The sequence below is a fragment of the Clostridium sp. UBA1652 genome, assembly GCF_002320975.1.
In the GTDB taxonomy this organism is placed as follows: Bacteria; Bacillota; Clostridia; order Clostridiales; family Clostridiaceae; genus Clostridium_T; species Clostridium_T intestinale.
Map to the genome: position 1 here is coordinate 1 of NZ_DCLI01000020.1, position 20,820 is coordinate 20,820.

Consider the following 20,820-nt stretch of genomic DNA (forward strand, 5'->3'; position numbering starts at 1 on the left):
TTTAGTTTTGCAACAGCCCCTACATTTATTATTTATTTACTTAATCCACTCTTCAATAAGTTCATTAAATTTAACCTTATGCCATTCTTTTTTCCATTCTTCTAGGTAATTAATGTTACTTGATGATGGTGGGTTAATACATTCATCAATCTTAACAATACACGGTATTATCACTGATTCCCCTATCAACAATCCTTCACCACATTGTAATGATGGTAGCACTTCTGTTATATTACCTAGTGTATCTGGCAAAAGTTTCTTCACATAATTCTGGTCATCAGGATTTGTTAATCTCATTGCAACGAAACTATTGCACTGAGAAAATATCGTTTCTGATACCTCTGAAGGTCTCTGACTAACAATAGCTAGCGTAACTCCATACTTTCTACCTTCCTTAGCTATTCTCTCTATGGATGTTGTTGAAGCACGATACTTTACTAAACTAGATTTAGGAGCATATTTATGCGCTTCTTCATAAACTAGCAAAAGCGGTGTTTCAACTTTTCCATACCTTCTCTTCATATAATATCCATACTCAAATAGAACTCTTGATATTAAAGATACTGTTATACTTAATACATCAAATGGTATGCCACTTAAATCAATAAGGGTTACATTGGAATTTTTGTCTTCATTATAACTAATAAATTGTCTTATTACTTCTTCAAAACTAACATTCTTTAGGGCATTGTCAAAGAGAAATTTTAATCTATTGTTATTTACTTTTTCTTTAAATCTAAATACAAATTTATCTAGCTTGCCGTCGTTGTAAGTACCTTTGCTTACTCCCTCTAGTCCTTTAGTTGCATTTGCCCTTTGTACCTTATCATATTCGTAAACTTTCTCAAAGAAAAAGTTAAGTTTCTCTTCATCACTACTAAATACTTTAGTATCACCTTTGACCTTAACAACCATATCGTTTTCGCTATTAGTTGTTTCATTTATAAAATTAATGAGACAATTTTCTACTTGAGTAATATCAAACTTTACGGGAGAATCAAAATATACCTTTTCTTTTGGTATCTGACTATTATTAAACTGTTTATTAGCCGTTATCACTTTTCTTAACACCGAAGCCTGGTTATAGTTATTATTATCTCCTGAATCTAATAGTAATTCTTCTAATTCTTCCCCATTCAGCAGCCAGTATGGAAGTTTTAGGTTATCTACATTTAATATATTAGCGTCAGGGAATGCTGTACAAAATTCTCCATGTATATCAAATATGATAATATGGGAGTTATTTAAACCATCTACTCCATCGTTTTTAACATTACAAGCGCTTTGAATTATCTTAGCTGTTGTATGAGATTTGCCAGAACCACTTGCTCCAACTATTGCTAAGTGCTTATTAAAAAACGTATTACCATCTACTGGTACACAAATTTCACGATTACTAGCTAATTTTGAAAAACAGAATCTTTTTTCTTCTTCTATGCTATCTTCAAATATCTTTTTTATATATTTTAAGTCTGCTGGTTCTACATTTTTAGGTGGTATTGAAAGTGTGTCTCCGCCTCTTGAAAATTTACCATCTTTAATAGTACCAAGTGGGCTAGCTTCAATTATGTACTTTCTTTCAGTAACAATTTCAACTATTCCATTTTCGTCCATTTTCTTTACGTCTACTAAGTCTATTGAAAAACTCTCAATAATAGCAATTAGTATAACATCCTCATTATCAGAAACTTGTAGGTACGAACCTACTTTTAGCTCCTGTTCTGCAATTTTAAAGTCCTCAATATTATCGATTGAGATTTTCACTTTATCTGGTTTTACACTTATAACCTCTGCCCTAATTCTTTCATCACTCACAATAATCCCCCCCTATTTTAGTATCTGTATAATATCAGTTGCTGATTCAACATTAATTTTCACATGATTAATCTTTGATTCTATTGCCTCTGATTCTTTATTACTAAAGTGGAACATCTTCTTTGTTGTCCCTATACTATTCACAACAACTTCAAGAAGTGTTTCATCATTTACAAATTTCACAGATATGTTATTGTGTATTGTACATTTTTCTGTTATATTTTTTACAGCGAATTCACTACCATAAAAACCATGTCCATCCCTAAAGTTTATTCCTTCTCCGGCAAGTTCACTCTTCAATTCTATTAACTTATCTGAATCAACACCTCTAAATAGAATATACGGAGCTGGTGACTTTATCATCTGCTTATATGGCTTATAGAATCTATTTCTCAAAGCTAAAGTAATATCTTTCAATTCATGAACCGTCATATCCGTTTCAACTTCAATGATAAATATCCTCTCTATTGGACTTATATTACTTTCTACAAAGTACCTTTTCTTAATTAAACTCAAATACCGCTCCTTACCAATAAACTCGCTATAGGCTGAAAGAAACATTATTTCCTTATTTTCTTTAATACGCTTTATTAGTTCCCTCTTTGAGCATGTTCTTTTATCTACATTTTCTGGATTGTTATGAATAACCTTACCTTCTATATATTTATATATTTGCGGATATATTATTAGAGCAGTATCTTCATCACAACTAAACACTTCTTTTATCTTATTAATAACATTCTCAAATTGATTAATGTAATTTTCGGAGAATTCCAGTGTAAATTTGCCTATAAACTCTTGCTTTAATGTTTCATCGAATACATACTGCTTTGTTTTTATTTTGCAATTACCAATTATTTCATTTAACTCTTCTATGCTTAGCTTTTTAACTTCTTTCCCTTTGTCCTTAAAATAAGAATATAGTACAATATCTCTTTTATCAGTTTTGAATATGTCAATAAGTTGACATACTGGCTTTTTAATAGTTGAAGGTGAAAAATCAGATGCTTCCTTATATTTTATCTGATAGATTGTCCTCTTATCGCTAATATCCTCTTTCTGTTCTATCTCAACTACATCATCCAAATTAGTATTACTGAGTATGTTGAATATTGTTCTATCATATTGAAAACAAAATCCTTTTATGGCATAATATCCTCCATCCATTTAACGATATCCCCCATTCCGACACTTAATATAGATATTATACACCACTCGAGAATATATTTCCAATATTGGAATAAAGTATTCTTTGATAAAACTTATATACTTATTGTAAACTAAATAAAAGAGGGAGAGCCCCCATCATCTCTAAGTATCATTAGAAATGAAAGATGAGTTCTTATCAATCATATCCCATGAGTTTAGGACTCCTTTGAACGTTATTAACTCTGCTATTCAGGCTATAAACTCTATCTGTAAAGATGAATTATCAGATAGAGCCAAAAACTATGTAAAAATGATAAAACAAAATGTCTTAATACAAATGAGGCTTGTTAATAACCTTCTTGATATTACTCGTGCCAATTCTGGTAATATTAAAATAAACAAGAAAAATATAGACATCGTACACCTTACTAAATCCATTACTGAATCTGTTAATACCTATGCTTTAGAAAAAGGTGTTTCTGTAACATTTATATCTTCAATTGTTAAAAAAATAGTTGGGATTGATGATGAGAAATATGAGAGAATACTATTAAATCTTATCTCTAATGCTATTAAGTTTTCAGCAAAAGAAAAAATAATTACTGTGAAGATGCGTTCTTTAAGAGGTAGTATATGCATTGAAGTTAGGGATAGAGGAATTGGAATACCTGAGGAAAAGATAGATTTAATTTTCGAAAAATTTGGACAAGTTGATAGTTCTATATCAAGATATGCAGAGGGTGCAGGAATCGGTTTATCCCTTGTAAAAAGGTTTGTAGAAGCTTTAGGAGGAAGTATATCTCTTAAAAGTAAATTAGGAAAAGGCAGTACCTTCACCATACTTCTTCCTTCCGATAAATTAGTAGAAAAGGTTTCCGATAAACCTATGGTAGAACTGCTTGATAACCGTCTTGTAGAGATTACCAATGTTGAATTTTCTGATATTTATTTTTAAAACTTATGAAAATTATATAGTAAAGCGGGCGAAATTTTACTCTTATTTATTTTTTGAATAACATGTAATTCATAACAAGATACGCAGACGCATCAAGGACTTACTTTTAATAGTAAGTCCTTTAAAAAGCTGAAATATATAATCCAAACTCCTCCAACTCTTTATATGTTATTTCATTCTTGCTCTCAAGTATTTGATACAGAACTTTATTTCCATCAACATCATATCCTAACAATCTTGAACTAGTATGCTCTCTAAAATCATTCCATCCCCAAAGATGTAATCTATCTTTTGGAGCGACTACATAGATATTTCCTTTAGCAACTTTTAAGTAATCTTCTAATAATACTTCTTCACCATTGAGATCTACAGTTATCTTTTTAACATCAAAATCTATTTTATTTTTGTTTTCTTTAAACTCTTGATTGCTTTTTTCTATATATCTCTCCTTAAACTTCCCCATAATTTCCTCTCAAAAATAAATCTAAATACTACACCAATTCCCTCTAAACAGCATAAACACTATATATAGTTATCTATATATCTATATGCGGTTTAATTTTCAAATAATGTTATCTTATCTGTTTTAAATCACTCTTGCCCCTTCATAAGCTAAAATGCTTTGATGAATTTCTTCGAACATCCACAGGGCATAGGTTAAAAGGATTAGACTGACGCTGAGAATCGCGTCTACCGAATAGCGGTGCACAGCTTTCCTTCTCTACTTCTCCACGGCTTTCCTTCCCTACTTCTCCACGGCTTTCCTTCCCTACTTCTCTACGGCTTTCTCTATAAAAATACGGCGTCTCAAGTATGAGCCGCCAGTATTTTTATAGTGTTTGGAGATTCTTCCTAGTATTTCTACTAATAGAGTTCTATATTTCTCGATGGCAATTTAAGCAAGACAATCTTGAACCAAGTGAGGATATTATTAAATATAATCGTACTGCTGGAATTATAGCCCTAATTATAATTACAGTAATGTTTGCTTTTATGATTTTTAGATAGTTTTAATAATTTTAATTATCTCCCTGTTTTAATGGATAAACCTTAAACAAAAATTTCTGCAATGCCAAAAATACCGCTCAATACTATTATTGTTAAAGCTACAATTACACGAGAAATGAAGTTTATGTTTTCATAAGAAATATTCCACTTATTTCTTTTATCAGTTGTAAATAAGAACCAAACATATATCATAAATGGAGCTACACTTAATAATAAATAATATAATCTATTGCCTCCATTTGAGATAGTAAATTCCTGTTGATATTTAATTGAACAACTGATAACTAGCCAACCAGCTACTCCAAGTATGATGTTATAAAAAATAAATTCTGCTATTTCTAAAGCTCTTTGTTTCAAATTCTTTTTCATTATATTCTCCTGTACAAAAAACAATATTAGAATAGATATTTTTCATACCTTGTACTACTTTAGAATAAATAAACATTTAGTAGAACTAATATTAATGCTAAAATACCTAGTTGAACCCACTTCTTATCTACAATTAATCTAATTGCTAAAGAAAACATAACCCAATATAAAAGTAATTTAGATGTGAATTTAGAATCATAGTCTCTAAAATAAATAAGAGTACCTGCAGCACACACAAAATATATGGCAGAAAACATTTTTGATTTTACTATTTTTCTCATTTTCTCTATAATAATCACCCGCTTTTACTATATTCCCAAAAGGTTTATTAAACTATTTTTACCATATGTCAATTATACTCCTTTTTTACCTTTTTATCACATTATAATTGAATAGGACATAATGATTTTAATGAAACTGAAGCTTCTACAGCTCAGAGTAACGCCTCATTGCAAACATATAACCAACAACTATTATTGCTACACACCAAGTAAGGGCAATCCAGATATCATTTTCTACTGGTTGGTTTGCTAACAAATCACGAATAGCTTCTACTATAGGTGTTATAGGCTGATTTTCTGCAAAGGTACGCACTACTTTCGGCATAGTCTCTGTTGGTACAAATGCAGAACTTATAAATGGTAAAAATATAATTGGGTAAGAGAATGCTCCTGCGCCATCTGGGGTTTTAGCAGCAAGTCCTGCAATTACAGCTATCCAAGTTAAAGCAAGTGTAAAGACCCCAAGTATTCCAAATACAGATAACCATTCTAAGATTCCTGCTGAGGAACGGAACCCCATTAATAATGCAACAAGTATAATTACTACTACAGATATTCCATTAGAAATTAATGAGGTCAATACATGTCCCCATAGTACTGTAGAACGAGAGATGGGCATAGAGTGAAAGCGTTCAAAAATGCCATGTTGTTTATCCATAAATAAGCGATAAGCTACATATGCAATTCCGCTTCCAATAGTCATTAACATTATACCTGGTAATAAGTAATTAACATATTTTTCTGTACCTTTTTGGATTGCACCACCAAATACATAAACGAATAATAGCATCATGGCGATTGGTGTGATACAAACTGTAATAATTGTATCCATACTTCTTAAAATGTGACGCATAGAACGTCCAAACATAACACCCATATCTTTTAAAAAATATTTATTTGCAGATTCCATTTATTCCTCCTCCTTTTTGCCAATGATTGTTAAAAATATTTCTTCCAATGTAGGTTGTTTTTCAACATATTCAACTTTTGCAGGTGGAAATAATTTTTTCAATCCATCTAGTGTATCTAGAGCTATGATTTTCCCCCCATGAAGAATAGCAATTTTATCTGCAAGTTGTTCTGCTTCCTCTAAATATTGAGTAGTTAAGAATACCGTAGTTCCTCCAGCTGATAATTCTTTTATTATCTTCCAAACTTCTAAACGTGCTTCTGGATCAAGCCCTGTGGTTGGTTCATCTAGAAAAATAATCTTTGGATTTCCAACTAAACTCATTGAGATATCAATTCTTCTTTTCATACCTCCAGAGTAAGTTCCTACTCTTCTGTCTGCTGCCTCTTTCATACCAAATCGATTAATTAACTCATCTGCTACTTGATTTGGATTTTTAAGATGTCTAAGCTTTGCTATCATTTGAAGATTTTCACGTCCAGTCAAAATTTCATCAATAGCAGCAAACTGGCCAGTAAGACTGATAGACGCTCTAATCTCTGCTGGATTTTTTTCAATATCAAAACCATTTATCACAATACTTCCTTCATCAGCTTTAAGTAAAGTAGCCATGATTCTAATCATTGTTGTTTTTCCAGCTCCATTGGAACCTAATAATGCAAATATACCTCCCTGCTCTACTTCAAAATCTACTCCTTTGAGTACTTCTACATCTTTGTAAGATTTCTTTAACCCTTTAATTTGTATTATATTTCTCTTCATTTTCTTTTTCCTCCTTTTAGTCTGTGTAATAAAAAAGAACCAATAACGGTGATTTCACTCACTGTTATCGGCTCTACGTCTTAGCGTCTGGCTCTTTGATAACTGATATATTCAATAGTTTTGCATTGATTATTGTTTCCTGTTTACACCTTGGACAAAATAGGGGGAAGTTTTCAAGTATCGTATCAACACTTATCTTGACCCGTGTTTTACTTCTACATACTGGACATAATATCCATTCATATTTATTCAATCTAATATCATCCTTTTATTTTGCTTTATCAGTAGCCTTTTTTATGGCCTTGTTAACTTGTTGGTTAGTAGATTCTTGATATATATCAGCATAAGTTTTTGAATCTTTAATTAGATCGTCACAGAAAGCCGCTACATCACTTCCAGTCACTTCTAATACACCTTTTCCTAGAGCTGCTCCCTCTTCAAAAAGATCTACAATTCCAGAGAGTAAACTTATCCCATCAGTTAGTTCAACAGGACCTACTTTAAATAAATATTTTTCAATTTCTTTATAAACAATCTGATAATCTTTGGGTAGCCCTTTGACACGAGCTACATGCGCGCGCCATTCTTTTTTGCCTTCTATAATATCTTGTATTCTCATTTTACCCTCCTTGTATTCCTTATTCTGTACATGAAGATTATTAATCCTCATGCTCCTATTTACCTAACTTTTTGGCTATATTATTATTGAGTTGCTTGCGCCATTTATCACGAAAAGACTTTGCCCCTTCTTCTCCAACTAACGCTGAACAGAAACCTTTAATATCGTCACCCAAAACTTCCTCTACACTCTGCCCCTCTGCTGCAGCTTCTTCAAGCATACCAATCACCCCATCAAGAATTGGCATTAAGTTACGACCTGTGAAATCTGAATACTCCCAAAGATTTTCATTAATTTTTTCCCAAACCTCTTGATAATCATTTGGCATCTTTTTTACTCGTGCTTCAAAAGTTTTCATTTCTTTGGTCATATCATTTCCTGTGATTTTATCCCAAAAATTCATTACCTTCTCTCCTTTAACTCATTAATTCTTGATGATACGAACTCCCATTTTTCCCAGAACTTCTTTAACTCCTCACGTCCTGCATCATTTAGGGTGAAAAACTTTCTAGGTGGTCCCATATCTGATGGTTTTTTTGTGATTTCCACTAATTTATTTTTCTCAAGTCGCACTAATATTGTATAAACTGTACCGTCTACAACATCTGAAAATCCAAGAGCATTGAGACTTCTAGTAATCTCATACCCATATGTCTCCTCATGGCTGATAATTTCAAGAACACAGCCTTCCAGTACACCTTTTAACATTTCCGTAATGTTATCCAGATAAATCACCTCTTCACTATATAGTATCACTTTTATTAAGTATTACTTACTACCACTATATAGTATCACTCAGTAGTAATGATGTCAATATAGTATAATTATTTTTCTCAAAGAGATTCAAAATAATTATATAATTTTAATGGAACCCCAAAGGAGTTCCATTAATTTGTAGTATTCTCAAAAAAACATTTTATTAAGTCAATGTATCTATCTGTATGAATTAAACTAATTTCCCCATGACCACTTTTCTTAATAACTTTTAAAGATATTCATTTTGTAGTGCTTCAATTTGTGGTTTCAATGACCACCATGACAATCCACCACCATGAAGAAAAATGATAACTGGATTATCTTTATTTCCAAACTCCTTAAATATCATATTTACCCTCCATATATCTAATATTTATGATTAACGATAATTGAAATACTTCCTATTTATTAATTTCAGTTCTCTCAATAATATCCTCATAGAGCTTCTCAGTATCACTTTTATTTTCAGTATTTATTACTAAAGTACCTGAATCTGTTTCCATTACTATATAAGTTTTACATTTAGTGTATGAATAAAGAATATAATCCCCAAACTGATAGTTCCTAAAATGTCCTTCGTTTAGTTTAATGCTTCCCATCCCGTTTGTTCTTCGCCCTATATCAATATTATCCATTATCTTTATAGATTTAATTTCTTTATAATCAACAGACTTATCTGCCCAACCTGAGGCTTCAATCTGGATATTTTCCTCATTTAAATGGAACTTTATATCGCCAGTAGTTAAAAGAAATCCTATAGAGGCAAATAAGACAACAAGAAAAATCAAGGTGTATTTTATGGTTTTACCTGTATTTATATCTTTAACTTCCTCAATAGGTCTTGGGGTTTTTTCTTTACAAATGGTGTTAGAGAGTATCATTATAACTACAGTTACTGCAATAATGGCAATTGGCATAAGCCAATATAAAATCCTTGGAGTATTTTCTTTAAAAATTGCAGGAATAGCTAATATAATAGTAATAACACCCATACCAGATCCCATAACATATCCTAATTTCTTTTCATTATATTTTGCTCTCTCTTCTTTACTTGCTGTATTATAACCAGCTATTAAAAATCCTCCTTTACCAGAAAAAAGAACTATTGTAAGAAGAGAAAATAAAGCTACCACAATCCACATTTTATTCATCTCCTATATTGTATTAATATAATAGTAGTCTTTAACCATATTATACCACTATGATATTTAATATTCAAGCTGATTAAAAAAAACAAATAAATTAAAAGGGATGAATCCTTATCTAATTCATCCCTTTCTTAAAATTTAAATTTATTAACCTTAATAAACAATTTTATCTCTTCCACTATTTTTGGCTTCATATAACTTATTATCAGCACATTTTAAGATTTCCTCTACTGTAGTGTTTTCATTCTTAACTGTACATATCCCTATGGATGCAGTAATTTTTATGATTTCATTATCACTAAGTTTAATTTTTGTTTTGTTTATTTTCCCTCTCATTCTCTGAGCTATTTTTATAGCTGCATAATTTTCCACCCCTGGAAAACATACTAGGAATTCTTCTCCACCATATCTTGCTATCCAATCTGTATCATTCCTTAAGCATCCTTTTAATATTTTTGAGATTTTCTTTAGTACAATATCTCCATTAATATGACCAAAGTTATCATTTATATTTTTAAAATAATCTAAGTCAATCATCATCATAGATATAGGTTTTCCACTACTAATACAATAATTTAAATCATTAGGAAGTCTTTCATCTATAAATCTTCTGTTATGTAATCCTGTTAGTTTATCTTCTATAGCTATTTTTTTCATATCTTCAAGTATATTAGTAACTGTACAATCCTCTTCTTTAACACAACTTGAATAAAAAAGGCTATTAGTTACATCCTTAATAAGTTCAACTACAACCTTTTTCCCATTCATATTAGTAGGAATTGCAGAAATTAAGTAAGTTTTATCTTCAATATTTTCTATCTTCATACAAGTGCTATTGCTAATCAATGCTCTCATAGAAATACAATTATCGCATACCGTTTTTTTATTTCGTTCACTAAAACAAGATTCTCCTTTTTCTATAAAAATCCCTTCGTTATATTGTAGAACTTTTTTCCTAATAGGATCAACTATTCTTAAAGTATCATATAAGTTTTCTACAATATTAGGATTATCTTTTATAAAATCCATATTACGCTTATCTATTTGGAGCATAGAGTCCTCCTCCGAACATTCTAGTTATTTTCTTTTGAAGCTATCAGCTTCTCAAATTCTTCCTTGGCTATTGGTCTGCTAAATAGATAACCTTGACCATAGTTACATTTTCTCTCTCTTAAGATCAAACGTTGTTCCTCTATTTCAATTCCTTCTGCCACAATCTCTAAATTTAAATCATGTATAAGATTAATAATATGCTCAACTATTACTAAATCACTTTCTTTATTTATAACGTTTTTTATAAACTCTCTATCTAGTTTCACTATATCTATAGGTAGTTTTTTTAGATAGGTTAATGAAGAGTATCCTGTGCCAAAATCATCAAGGGCTATGCCTATTCCAAGCTCTTTTATTTTCCTTAAAATATAAGTTGAATGCTCTAAATCCTTCATTATAGAGGTTTCTGTAACTTCAAATTGTATCTCTTTAGGATTTATATTCCTTTCATTTAGTAAATTTCTTATTTCGTTTATTACCTTATCACTTGTAACCTTTTTTCCTGACATATTTATAGATATTTTTATATTAGAATTTAATTTTTCTTTCCATTCTTTTTTATGTATTAAAACAGTTTCTAATACCCATTTATCAATATCATTTATTAAGCCACTTTCCTCAGCTAAAGGTATAAATTCCATAGGTGGTATATTCCCAATAATCGGATGATTCCACCTTATTAATGCCTCTCCCCCAATTACTTCCCCACTATTTAAATCTATTATTGGCTGATACAGAAGATAAAACTCTTTTTTCTTTATAGCCTGTCTTAAATAGTTGACTTTTTTAATCAAGTTCAAGTTTTTATTTTCTATTTCTAATGAATAGAAGCAGTAGTTATCTTTCATTCCTTTTTTAACATAATACATTGCAATATCTGCACTTTTAAATAGCGAAGAGAGATTTATTCCGTGCTCTGGATAAACAGATATACCTACGCTGTAAGAAACATAAAAATCTTGACTATTTATACTCCAGCTTCTTCTAAGCTCTTTTAATAACCTCTCAACTTCACTTACTACACTTCTTCTATCTTTAATGTTATCAAAAATTATAGCAAATTCATCTCCACCAGATCTTGCTACAAAGTTAGGGTATTTAATAAAATCTTTTAAAATATTAGCTATAGATTTTAAAAGTAAGTCTCCAAATTCATGTCCTAACATGTCGTTTATATGTTTAAAGTTATCTATATCCATATATATTAATGCAAAACCTTCATCTGTAAGTTTTTTTACTTCAATTAACTCACTTACTTTTTCTTCAAATAAAAGTCTATTAGGAAGTTCTGTCAGCTTATCAATATATGCCATAGAGCTAATTTTGTCCTCTAATAACTTCTTTTCAGTAATATCTGTATGAGATCCAGCAATTCTTATTACTTTTCCTTCTTCATTTCTTATGGCTTTCCCTTTACTATATATCCATTTATACTCACCATTTTTACACCTCATTCTGTATGTACTTTCATAGGAGCCTTCTTTTGATAAAGTATAGCTAGTAATTTTAAGTGTTACTTCATCTCTTTCCTCAGGGTGAAGAAGGTTTTCCCATTCAGCATATGTGTTTTTTATTTCATAATCCTCATATCCAAGATAACTTTTCCACAAAGGTGAAAAATACACTTGGTTTTCTATTAAATCCCAATCCCATATACCGCAATCAGCCCCTTCAACGGCAAGTCCATATCTTTGCTCACTTTTATAAAGGGCATCTTTATTCTCTTGTAACTTAATAAATTGTTCTCTAAGTTCTTCTTCTAAGGCTATTAGTTCTTCATGTGCAGTACTTAATTCATCGTAACTTGTTCCAATTTTATTTAAAACCTTACCTAATACCTTCATTCTAATAAATACTAAATGAAATATCACTAGCATAGTAATAAATATAAACATCAAACCTTTATAGGTTTGTAGAATTTTATATCTCTCAATACTTCCTGAAATTCTAAGTAAAATCTCATCAGAAGTCAAAATCCATAAAATGCTAATAGCTCCATAAAGAAGTGCTATTTTTAATGACTCACTAATAGGGTTTATCATGTGTTTATCTAGATATTTATTAATTTTATCCTCTGTATTTTTCCTTAAATATTTGACAAATCTATCAAATAATTTTAACAAAAAATCACCTCTAATATATTATTTTATCTCTTAAAAATAGACCTACATAACGCAGGCCTTTTTATAAAAAATTAAGTTAAATTATTGACTAAATAAAATTCTATCAAAGTTGAAGGTAAAAAACAACAATAATTGGTAGAATTGTGTAATAATATGTAATAATTTTTTCTATTATTATTTATCAATCTACATAGTTTTTTTGAATTTAACTATATAGATTAATAAATGTAAAAAACACGCCCTAAGACGTGTTTTTTAATATTTGTATGTTTATACATAAAATCATTTGTTTTTACAAAAATAATCCAACTACCTGATTCCTTCCTTTTTCCTTTGCTTCATATAGGGCTTCATCTGATTTTTTTATAAGCTCAATATACGCTAAATAGTCATTTGGTACTACAGAGGATACCCCTAAGGTCACAGTTACAAAGTTAGATGCCCTAGAAAATTCGTGAACTAGTCCTAAATTCTCTACATTTTTTCTAAAACCTTCAGCAAAGTTTATTGCTTCTTCTAATTCTGTGTTTGGAAGTATAATAACAAACTCATCTCCACCATATCTTGCAGCAAAATAATCCTTAATTAAAGACTTTCTAAGTTCATTGCTTATGGTTATAATACACTTATCCCCTTCTGTATGTCCATAATTGTCATTGTACTGCTTAAAACAGTCTATATCAAAAACTATTATAGATATACTATTCCCCTTCTTTTTAGCTCTCTCCCATTCATCACCAATTACAAAGTCAAACTTACGTCTATTGGGTATATTGCTTAATCCATCATATTCCGATAAGTACTTTAGTTTATTATTTGTAGCTTCTAGCTGCTTTTGAACCTTTCTTCTTTCTTCAACTTCAATGAATAAACTTTTTGATTTAATTGCATTATTTATTGCTATTGCTGCATATGAAGAAAGTGCTTTTATCATCTCAACTTTAAGCATTGTAAAGGAGTCTTTTTCATTTGCCTGTACTGTAAGTACTCCTATTATGTCATTATCTATTATTAATGGACAAAATATAGCTGAATTAAGTTCTTCATTATCTTTATTATTAATATAATTTACATCTTCTATATAGTTTAAATACTCATTTACCATGTCGTTAATTACTATAATTTTATTTTCTTTTAAACATTTTACAGCCATGCTTGAACTATTATTAAAATCAGTTTCACTAACTTTTATTTTAGCTTTATTTTCTATATAATAGTGATATTTGATTTTTCTTTTTTCCTCATTATATATACCAATCCCAAAGGTATTAGCTTTCATAAAAACCTTAATTGTATCATAAATCATTTCGAATATTTTATCTAAATCTAATGTTGTTGTAATCTTTTCTCCTAATTCACTTATTATTGAAATATTTTTTATAATTTCTACTAGTTCATCAGCTCTTCTTTTAAAGTTTTCATTTTTTTCTGTTATGTTCTTATTTTCATTTTCAAGATTATCTACCTTAATCTTTATTCTTAAATTTTTTGCTCTATTTTCTAATTCTATGGGTTCAAGCATTTTTTCATTTTCAAAGTATAGTTTATAATATTTATTTGCATTATGAATATCTTCTATTTTTTCATATAGACTTATAACTCTTTTGCATATTTCCATGGTTTTTGCATAAAGTTTATTTTCTATGGAGATTTTATATAATTCAACAAGTGTCTCAATTGCTAAATCACATTTACCTATATTTTCAAGAAAATTACTGTAATCCATAAGAACTTCTATTTTAATATAGGCATAGTCAATTTCATCTGCTATAGAAAAAGCTTCTGAAAAATATCTCTCACACTTCTCGTAATCTCCAAGCTTTTCATAAACTAATGCCAATAAGCCACAAGCTTCAACTATAGAAATTTTATATTCATTATTAGTTAAATACTTGTAGGATTTATTTAAATACTCAAGTGCTTTGTTATAGTTACCAAGCTGATATTCTATATTTCCTAAATTGGTATACACTATTCCTATTCCTAATGTATCCTTATACTCCATATTATTATAAAAATCTAATGCTTTATTATAGTTCATTAAAGCTTCTTCATAACATTTAACTTCTCTGTATACTTCCCCCATATTGTTATAAATTTTTGCTGCGTATAACTCAAAACTAGAATCTTCATAATAATTGTTTCCTTCTTTAAGATTTGGTGTAAGATTCTTCGCTGAATTATAGTGTTCAAAGCTTTTTTCATATTCTCCCATATCAAAATAAACATTGCCTATGTTTATATACGATCTTATTTGTATATCATTTATCCCATGTTTTCGTGCAATTCTAATAGAAGTAAATAAGTATTCCATTGCTTTTTCATATTTACTCATATCAGAGTAAGCTCTTCCTAAAAAATTTAGTACAAAAGCCATGCCCCTTTCATGTTTTTCCTTTACACATAAGGAATATACTTCATGGGCGAACTCAATAGTAGCTTCCTCAAATTTATATTTATTCTTTTTTAAATTTTCTAACATTTCATTAAGATTTTTATTATTTGCCCCCATTGAATTGGTTCGCCTCCAAGTTTTATTGAATCCTTCTATGTGATATTCTAGAATTTCTATAATATATTGTATTTTAACATATCTATATAAAAATAACATCTAATTTAATAGTTCCTATAGCAATTTATTTACAATAATATCATTGTAGTATTTCTATTCACTCATTTATGTTAAATACTCAGTTAGATAAAAACTATACTTTTCAAATTTTTGTTAATTTTAAACTTATACTAACATTATTATGCCCTAAGTTTAAAATCTTAGGTTATTATTATATTAGGAAATTTGTATTTGGAGGAAGATTTATGGCACAAACCACTAAAAAGGCTCTTGCCTCATCTCTTAAAAAACTTTTGGCTGAAAAAACTTTAGATAAGATTACTGTTATAGATATCACAAACGATTGTGAAGTTAATAGACAAACCTTCTATTATCATTTTAAAGACATATATGATCTTGTTGAATGGATTTATACTAGTGAAGCTTCAAGAGCTTTAGGCAACAAAAAAACCTATGATACCTGGCAGCAAGGTTTTAATGAAATTTTTAAATATGTATATGAAAATAATAACTTTGTTATAAATACTTATCATTCTTTAAACAGAGAACATCTAGAAAATTTTCTTTATAATGAAACATACACACTTTTAATTGGTGTCATTGAAGAAAAAGCTTCTGGTATACCTGTAAGGGAGGATGATAAAGCTTTTATTGCAAATTTCTATAAATATGCTTTTGTAGGGCTTATGCTTGAATGGATTTCTAAAGGTATGAGAGAAAATCCAGCTTCAATTATAGAAAAAGTTAACACTTTAATTCACGGTGATATCGTTAAGGCCCTTGAAAAGTTTAGAACTGATAAACATATTTAGACAATCCTGTGTAAATGTATAAATTTTAGTCATCCCATCCTTATTGTCTATTGTTACCTTCCCCTAATTTTTCTATCATTTACTTGTAAGGTAAAGATAATTATTTGGGAGGTATTTAAAATGTATTATAGTAATGGAAATTATGAGGCATTTGCTCGTCCTCAAAAACCTAAAGATGTTGATAGAAAATCAGCTTATCTTGTAGGGTCAGGTTTAGCCTCTTTAGCTGCTGCTTGTTTTTTAGTTCGTGATGGTCAAATGAAAGGTGAACATATTCATATCTTGGAAGAACTAAATATTGCAGGTGGTGCCTGCGATGGTATAAATGATGTGCAAAAAGGCTTCGTTATAAGAGGCGGACGTGAAATGGAAAATCATTTTGAGTGTTTATGGGACTTATTTAGATCTATCCCTTCACTTGAAACTGAAGACGCTTCTGTTTTAGATGAATTTTATTGGCTTAATAAAAAAGATCCTAACTATTCTCTTATGAGAGCAACTATAAATAGAGGTGAAGATGCTCATACAGATAATAAGTTTACTTTATCTGAAAAAGCTTCAATGGAAATAATGAAACTATTTATGACTACTGATGAAGCTTTATATGACAAAAAAATTACTGATGTATTTACTGAAGATTTTTTTGCTTCTAACTTTTGGTTATATTGGAGAACCATGTTCGCTTTTGAAGATTGGCATAGTGCTTTAGAAATGAAGTTATATCTTCAAAGGTTTATTCATCATATTGGAGGACTTCCTGATTTCTCTGCATTAAAGTTCACTAAATACAATCAATATGAATCTTTAATACTTCCAATGATAAAATACCTTGAAGCTCATGGTGTTAATTTTCAATATGATACTAAAGTAACTAATGTTGTTTTTGATATAAATAAAGGTAAAAAGGTTGCTACCAAAATTGTATGTTTAAGAGGAGGAAAGGAAGAATCTATTGATTTAATAGAGGATGATTTAGTATTTGTTACAAATGGTAGCTGTACAGAAAATTCAACCTTAGGAGATAATGATCATGCTCCTACATTTAATGATTCTCCTGGTGGCTGTTGGGAACTTTGGAGAAACATATCTAAACAAGATCCGTCATTTGGTCATCCTGATAAGTTCTGTACTGATACTAAGGCAACTTCTTGGGAATCTGCAACAGTAACTACTCTTGATGATAAAATACCTCCATATATAGAAAAAGTCTGCAAAAGAGATCCTTTTAGCGGAAAGGTTGTAACAGGTGGAATAATATCAGTAAAGGACTCAAACTGGCTTATGAGTTATACTTTAAACCGTCAGCCACATTTTAAAGAACAACCTAAAAATCAGCTTGTAGTTTGGATATATGGATTATTTTTAGATGTTCCTGGAAACTATATTAAAAAACCTATGAGAGAATGTACAGGTCTTGAAATCACTGAGGAATGGTTATATCACTTAGGCGTTCCAGAAGCTCAAATTCATGACATGGCTCTAAATTCAGCTCGCTGTATTCCATGTATGATGCCATATATAACTGCTTTCTTTATGCCAAGAACAGAAGGAGATAGACCTAAAGTTGTTCCAGAAGGAAGTGTAAACTTTGCATTTATTGGACAATTCTCAGACACTGTTCGTGACACAGTATTTACTACAGAATACTCTGTAAGAACAGCTATGGAAGCCGTTTATACACTTCTTGATGTTGACCGTGGAGTACCTGAAGTATTTAATTCTTGTTATGATGTAAGAGCATTACTAGATGCTACTTCAAAAATGATGGATGGTAAGAAACTTACTGATATGAAGGTTCCGTTTTTTGTAGGTATTGTAGAAAAAATAGGACTTAAAAAAATCTCTGGAACTGTAATAGAAGATTTGTTAAAACGCTATAATGTAATTTAAACCTAAAAGCACTCTATCAATCCAAAATAGAGTGCTTTCTTAATATTCCACTATATAAATCTTTTAACTTTTATTTCTTTTTAATCTAATACCAGTAATTAAAACCCCAACTAAGCAGATAATTGCTGCTACTATATATACATATCTCATTCCATATATAAATACATCACTTCTACCCTCAACATATCCATAAACTTTTTCCCCCATCTTAATACTCATAAAAGAGTATAAAAGCAATGTAGCCATGACAACTCCTGAGGTTTGAGCTAAGTTTCTCACAAAAGCATTTATGCTTCCTGCAATTCCTAGTTTATTGCTCGGAGCTGAAGACATAACAAGAGAGTTATTCGGAGATAAAAATAGCGCATTTCCAACTGCTAATAAAGCTATAAATATTACTAAAGAATACAGGCTTGAATTTTCATTTAAAGTTGCCATTAATCCAAGCCCTGCTCCCATTAAAGCTAAACCTACCAAAGTTAAGAATTCTGAACCAATTTTATCGGATAAATGTCCACTAAAAGGTGCAAGTACTGTAATTATTATTGGTGAAATCATCATAACCATTCCAGCATAACTTGGACTCATTTTTAATACATCTTGAAGATAAAAGGGTTGAACCATATTATTGCTGTTAAATGCAACATAACATATAAATGTACACAATATCCCCACTGAAAAAAGTGAATTTTTAAACAACGAAAGGTCTATAAGAGGATATTTAAGCTTTTTTTCTATATATATAAATACACAGAATAAGCATATTGCTACTATAAAACCTAAAATTATCAAATAGTTATCATATCCTACTCTTTGTCCTACTAATAATGAACAGAATAAACATATAACACTTGCTCCAAATATTCCAGCTCCCAAGAAGTCAATTTTTTCTTTTTTATTTTCTAGTTTTTTAGGTAGAATTTTAAATCCCATTATCACTGCAATTATTCCTATTGGTATATTTATAAAAAATATATAGTGCCAACTTAAGTAGGAAATTATAAATCCTCCAAGTGCAGGACCAAGCATTGTTCCAAGAGCTAAAAAGGTTGCATTTATCCCAAGTGCCTTCCCTCTTTCACTTGCTGGAAATACCTGAGTTATTATCCCTTGATTGTTTGCCATAGCTGCTGAGGCTCCTAACGCTTGAATTATTCTAAAAACAACTAAGGTACTGAAGCTTTTTGATAATCCGCATAACAATGATCCTATAGTAAAAACCAGCAATCCTAAATTAAATATTTTTGATTTCCCTTTTATATCTCCTAAGCGTCCAAAAAACAAAATTGTACTAACTATTGTAACTAAATAAGAAATCACCACTAATTGAACAGATGTCATATTTACATTAAATATTTTTACCATTACAGGTAATGCAACATTTATTATTGTGCTGTCTAGAGTGCCCATAAAGGGTAGAAGCACTACTATTGCTAATATTAACCCTCTGTTTTTGTATTCATACTTTCTTTCAATATTCATTTATAACATCATCTTCTTTACTAAGTTCTCTTAAATTATAATATTAAAGATAAACTCATAATGATAATAGTTAAATGTTTAGTTTTTTAATTGCAAAGTCTGCCATTTCTCTGACCTTTTGATTCGAATCTTCTAATGCTTCATATATACTTGTTTTATATTCCTCTTTATAGGTATTTATCATGGCATTTATTGCATTAACCTTCCATTTCCACACATCATCTTTAGGTATATACCAAAACTTCTTCTGCAACACATTTTCTAAAAAATCATAATCCATTTTGATTATCTTCTCTAAAGATATCTTTTTACTTAACTCTTCTAAGTTTGGGAACTCTTCATTTCCTATCCATTTATTTTTATTCATAGGACATGAATCCTGACAAACATCACATCCATATACCCAATCACCCATGGCTTCTTTAAATATTTCACTCGGCATATCTCTTCCAGCAAAAGTTGTAAGGCAAGATACACACGCTAAAGGATTCATTGTATATGGTTCAGATAGAGATTTAGAAGGACACGCTTTAATGCATAAATTACATTTTTCAGAGCATGCCCTAATATTTGGAGTTTCCTTACATTCTAGTTCTTCATCTATAACCCAAGCTTCAATAGTAAGCCAGGATCCTTTTTCTGTATAGAAAAAATTGTTTCTACGTATTATTCCAAGTCCAGCTTTAAGTGCCGCCCATCTCATACCTGTAACTCCAAATTTTCTTTCTGTATGAGTCTTAATTCCTAACCCCTGCATATACTTCTCAAACTTTAGTCCATCTTGAAATTCTTTAGATTTTTCATCTACCCTGCTATCAAACATATATGTCTTTCCAATCACACCTTGTAAATGCTCTGGAACGTGATAGTTATCATATCTTTTTATGCAAACAACTATAGATTTTGCCCATGGATAGGTATCCTGTAAATGAGCAAAATTATAATATCTACTATAAAAGCCCTTTGTTATTGGCACTTTTTCTATTCTCTCATTTAATCTATCCTCATAATCATACATTTCATCAACTTTTATAATTCCACACTTTTCATAACCTAATTTCAAAGCCTCATCTCTTATTTTTATTGCTAAATCATCCATCCCCTTAACATTCCTTT

At 30.1% G+C, this 20,820-nt stretch carries 21 protein-coding genes; 3 read left to right on the forward strand and 18 right to left on the reverse strand.

The window, feature by feature from the left end; all coding sequences use genetic code 11:
* Positions 1 to 36 precede the first annotated feature (36 nt).
* Together B3N22_RS02500 and B3N22_RS02505 are read right to left on the reverse strand one after the other, a co-directional pair.
* Complete coding sequence (locus tag B3N22_RS02500) at positions 37 to 1,815, reverse strand: helicase HerA domain-containing protein (RefSeq protein ID WP_286904602.1); 1,779 nt, start codon at positions 1,813 to 1,815, stop codon at positions 37 to 39.
* 12 nt (positions 1,816 to 1,827) lie between these two features.
* Complete coding sequence (locus B3N22_RS02505) at positions 1,828 to 2,982, reverse strand: hypothetical protein (protein ID WP_286904604.1); 1,155 nt, start codon at positions 2,980 to 2,982, stop codon at positions 1,828 to 1,830.
* A gap of 160 nt (positions 2,983 to 3,142) precedes the next feature.
* Between B3N22_RS02505 and B3N22_RS02510 the strand changes: the two genes are divergently transcribed.
* The gene (locus tag B3N22_RS02510; RefSeq protein ID WP_286904606.1) at positions 3,143 to 3,919 is read left to right on the forward strand and encodes a sensor histidine kinase; all 777 of its coding nucleotides are present in this window, start codon (positions 3,143 to 3,145) and stop codon (positions 3,917 to 3,919) included.
* A gap of 121 nt (positions 3,920 to 4,040) precedes the next feature.
* Here the strand turns inward: B3N22_RS02510 and B3N22_RS02515 are convergent, their stop codons facing one another.
* The 14 genes from B3N22_RS02515 to B3N22_RS02580 all read right to left on the reverse strand — a co-directional run bounded on the left by B3N22_RS02515 (position 4,041) and on the right by B3N22_RS02580 (position 15,460).
* Positions 4,041 to 4,382: a hypothetical protein gene (locus B3N22_RS02515; protein WP_286904608.1), complete on the reverse strand. Its 342-nt coding sequence runs from the start codon at positions 4,380 to 4,382 to the stop codon at positions 4,041 to 4,043.
* Between the two features lie 587 nt (positions 4,383 to 4,969).
* A complete protein-coding gene (locus B3N22_RS02520; RefSeq protein WP_286904609.1) occupies positions 4,970 to 5,296 on the reverse strand; it encodes a hypothetical protein in 327 nt (108 codons plus the stop codon).
* A gap of 59 nt (positions 5,297 to 5,355) precedes the next feature.
* Entirely contained in the window at positions 5,356 to 5,577 is a 222-nt protein-coding gene (locus B3N22_RS02525; protein ID WP_286904611.1) for a hypothetical protein, read from the reverse strand.
* Between the two features lie 145 nt (positions 5,578 to 5,722).
* A complete protein-coding gene (locus B3N22_RS02530; protein ID WP_286904613.1) occupies positions 5,723 to 6,487 on the reverse strand; it encodes an ABC transporter permease in 765 nt (254 codons plus the stop codon).
* Entirely contained in the window at positions 6,488 to 7,249 is a 762-nt protein-coding gene (locus B3N22_RS02535) for an ABC transporter ATP-binding protein (RefSeq protein WP_286904615.1), read from the reverse strand.
* A 73-nt stretch (positions 7,250 to 7,322) separates the two neighbouring features.
* Positions 7,323 to 7,502 carry a cysteine-rich KTR domain-containing protein gene (locus tag B3N22_RS02540; protein WP_286904617.1) on the reverse strand — a complete coding sequence of 60 codons (180 nt, stop codon included), beginning with the start codon at positions 7,500 to 7,502 and terminating at the stop codon, positions 7,323 to 7,325.
* 15 nt (positions 7,503 to 7,517) lie between these two features.
* On the reverse strand, positions 7,518 to 7,868 hold the full coding sequence (locus B3N22_RS02545; protein WP_286904619.1) for a DUF1048 domain-containing protein: 351 nt from the start codon (positions 7,866 to 7,868) through the stop codon (positions 7,518 to 7,520).
* A gap of 55 nt (positions 7,869 to 7,923) precedes the next feature.
* A complete protein-coding gene (locus tag B3N22_RS02550) occupies positions 7,924 to 8,271 on the reverse strand; it encodes a DUF1048 domain-containing protein (protein WP_238906986.1) in 348 nt (115 codons plus the stop codon).
* Complete coding sequence (locus B3N22_RS02555; protein WP_238907009.1) at positions 8,271 to 8,594, reverse strand: PadR family transcriptional regulator; 324 nt, start codon at positions 8,592 to 8,594, stop codon at positions 8,271 to 8,273. The genes B3N22_RS02550 and B3N22_RS02555 overlap by 1 nt, the downstream gene beginning before the upstream one ends.
* Positions 8,595 to 8,853: 259 nt before the next feature.
* Entirely contained in the window at positions 8,854 to 8,973 is a 120-nt protein-coding gene (locus tag B3N22_RS23680; protein WP_414632213.1) for an alpha/beta fold hydrolase, read from the reverse strand.
* A gap of 52 nt (positions 8,974 to 9,025) precedes the next feature.
* Positions 9,026 to 9,766, reverse strand: coding sequence for a DUF3784 domain-containing protein (locus B3N22_RS02565; RefSeq protein ID WP_286904623.1), 741 nt, complete (start codon positions 9,764 to 9,766; stop codon positions 9,026 to 9,028).
* 159 nt (positions 9,767 to 9,925) lie between these two features.
* Positions 9,926 to 10,825, reverse strand: coding sequence for a GGDEF domain-containing protein (locus B3N22_RS02570; protein WP_286904625.1), 900 nt, complete (start codon positions 10,823 to 10,825; stop codon positions 9,926 to 9,928).
* 20 nt (positions 10,826 to 10,845) lie between these two features.
* On the reverse strand, positions 10,846 to 12,948 hold the full coding sequence (locus tag B3N22_RS02575) for a bifunctional diguanylate cyclase/phosphodiesterase (RefSeq protein WP_286904627.1): 2,103 nt from the start codon (positions 12,946 to 12,948) through the stop codon (positions 10,846 to 10,848).
* 292 nt (positions 12,949 to 13,240) lie between these two features.
* Positions 13,241 to 15,460: a sensor domain-containing diguanylate cyclase gene (locus B3N22_RS02580; RefSeq protein WP_286904629.1), complete on the reverse strand. Its 2,220-nt coding sequence runs from the start codon at positions 15,458 to 15,460 to the stop codon at positions 13,241 to 13,243.
* Between the two features lie 305 nt (positions 15,461 to 15,765).
* Between B3N22_RS02580 and B3N22_RS02585 the strand changes: the two genes are divergently transcribed.
* Both B3N22_RS02585 and B3N22_RS02590 read left to right on the forward strand, forming a co-directional pair.
* Positions 15,766 to 16,332: a TetR-like C-terminal domain-containing protein gene (locus B3N22_RS02585; protein ID WP_286904631.1), complete on the forward strand. Its 567-nt coding sequence runs from the start codon at positions 15,766 to 15,768 to the stop codon at positions 16,330 to 16,332.
* A gap of 120 nt (positions 16,333 to 16,452) precedes the next feature.
* A complete protein-coding gene (locus tag B3N22_RS02590; protein WP_286904633.1) occupies positions 16,453 to 18,222 on the forward strand; it encodes an oleate hydratase in 1,770 nt (589 codons plus the stop codon).
* 63 nt (positions 18,223 to 18,285) lie between these two features.
* Here the strand turns inward: B3N22_RS02590 and B3N22_RS02595 are convergent, their stop codons facing one another.
* Positions 18,286 to 19,704, reverse strand: coding sequence for an MFS transporter (locus B3N22_RS02595; RefSeq protein ID WP_286904635.1), 1,419 nt, complete (start codon positions 19,702 to 19,704; stop codon positions 18,286 to 18,288).
* Between the two features lie 70 nt (positions 19,705 to 19,774).
* The gene (locus B3N22_RS02600; protein ID WP_286904638.1) at positions 19,775 to 20,803 is read right to left on the reverse strand and encodes an epoxyqueuosine reductase; all 1,029 of its coding nucleotides are present in this window, start codon (positions 20,801 to 20,803) and stop codon (positions 19,775 to 19,777) included.
* Positions 20,804 to 20,820: the final 17 nt, after the last annotated feature.